At 69.9% G+C, this 1,880-nt stretch carries 1 protein-coding gene; it reads right to left on the minus strand.

Features of this window, described 5'->3' with window-relative positions; all coding sequences use genetic code 11:
* Nucleotides 1-222: 222 nt before the first annotated feature.
* On the minus strand, nt 223-1,536 hold the full coding sequence (locus ACFXC1_RS17405; protein WP_381243581.1) for a S53 family peptidase: 1,314 nt from the start codon (nt 1,534-1,536) through the stop codon (nt 223-225).
* Between the last annotated feature and the right edge of the window lie 344 nt (nt 1,537-1,880).

The following is a 1,880-nucleotide window of genomic DNA, read 5'->3' on the forward strand; positions in this document are numbered from 1 at the left end:
CCGCGGCGACCCGGGCGCGGGGCTCAACTTGGGGTTGTTGGTGTCTTTACCCCTTATTAATCTGTGTGCTGTTATTTTTGTTCAATTTATCACGGGGGGGGGGCGGCCCGCCCCCCCCCGTTCTCTCATGCCACGTGTGGCCCCCACGACCCACGGTGGCATGACATGTGACTGTGGATCAGATCGGAGTTGAACAGGGAACAGGGTGGGGGTCGGCCGGCCTCAGTTCGCGAAGGCCGAGATGCCCTCCGGGGTGCCCCAGCCGGTCGGGCCGTCGTAGCCGGTCGTGGCGGTGCAGAAGTACGACGTGGTGCAGGTGCCGTTGTTGCCGCTCGTCACGTCGTTGAGGGACGAGGTGCCCGCGTAGTCGTAGGGGTACTGGGCGGGGTAGGTGCCGCTGGCCGGGGTGCCGGCGAGGGCGTAGACACCGGCGATGATCGGGGCGGAGACGCTGGTGCCGCCGAAGGTGTACCAGCCGGCGGTGACGCCGTAGGAGTCGTAGACGGAGACGCCGGTGGCGGGGTCGGCGACGGCGGAGACGTCGGACTCCATGCGCTTGGTGCAGCCGGTGTCGGTCTGCCAGGTGGGCTTGGCGTCGTAGGAGGAGCAGCCGGAGCCGGTGCCCTCGGTGCTGGACGTCTTCCAGACGACCTCGGTCCAGCCGCGGGTGGTGGAGGAGGTGGAGAGCTTGGTGCCGCCGACGGCCGTCACGTAGCGGGAGGTCGCCGGGTACTCGGCGCCGTAGGCGCTGTCACCGGAGGAGACGGTGATGGCCACGCCCGGGTGGTTGTAGTACGAGGTGTCGTACGACGTCTGGGACGAGGACTCCGAGCCGCCGTAGCTGTTGGAGACGAACTTGGCGCCGAGGGCGACGGCCTCGTTCTCGGCGGTGCCGAGGTTGGCGTAGCTGGCGCTGGTGGCCTCGACGAGGGTGATGTTGCACAGCGGGCAGATCGCGCTCGCCATGTCGAGGTCGAGGGAGATCTCCTCGGACCAGCCGGCGTCGGACGACGGCAGCGAGGTCGTCGAGCCGGTCTGGCTGACCTTCTTGAAGCAGCCGTTGGCCGTGGTGCAGGCGGAGAGGCCGTAGTACGAGCGGTAGGTCGCGAGGTCGGCCTCGGCGTTGGGGTCGTTGTACGCGTCGACGATCGCGATGGTCTCGCCGGAGCCGTTGGAGGCGGCGGCGGAGGTCAGGCCGTAGGCCGACCGGAGGTTGGTCGGGCTGTAGCCGGAGGGGGTCGACGCGTCGGCGGCCTTCGGGGTGATGCCGGTCTTCGCGGCCTGCATCTTCTGGTAGGCGGTGAGGCCGCCGGTGACGCGGTAGGACTTGCAGGTGAGATCGCCGGCGTGCTTGGGGGTCGCACAGGGGGCGGCGGCGTAGGTCACCGCGGTGGAGGTGGTGGCGCTCTGCACGGCGTCGGCCTGTGCGGCGGTGCCGAGGCCGGTGAGGACGAGTGCGGCCGTGGCGACGGCCGCGGAACCTATGCGGCGCCATCTACCGTGCGTGTGGGGGGAGTTGGGGGTCGTGGTACGCAAGGTGCAGCCTCCTGAGTCGGTGGAACAGGGGCGGTGCGGGTGCGTCTCGCCGGTGCGGTTTCCCCGGCGGTGGGGGGCGGCCCGCGATGACCATCTCTTGTTGAGTACGCGACAACAAGAGGTTGCCGGAATCCTGACTTCCGGCTTACCGAACAGGGTCTGGCTCTTTACCAAACCCACAGGTTTCTCATGGGAGTTGGGGCTGGCGGGGGCCTGAAACACGGCGAACGGGGCGCGGCGGGGTGTCCCCGGCCCGGGGGACCATCTCCCCCCCGCGGGGCCCCCCACCCCCCCCCCCCGCCGCGCCCCCCGAACCCCCCGCGCGGGCGAGCGGGGGTGGCGCA

This window comes from Streptomyces hokutonensis (genome assembly GCF_042751305.1).
GTDB classification, from domain to species: Bacteria; Actinomycetota; Actinomycetes; order Streptomycetales; family Streptomycetaceae; genus Streptomyces; species Streptomyces hokutonensis_A.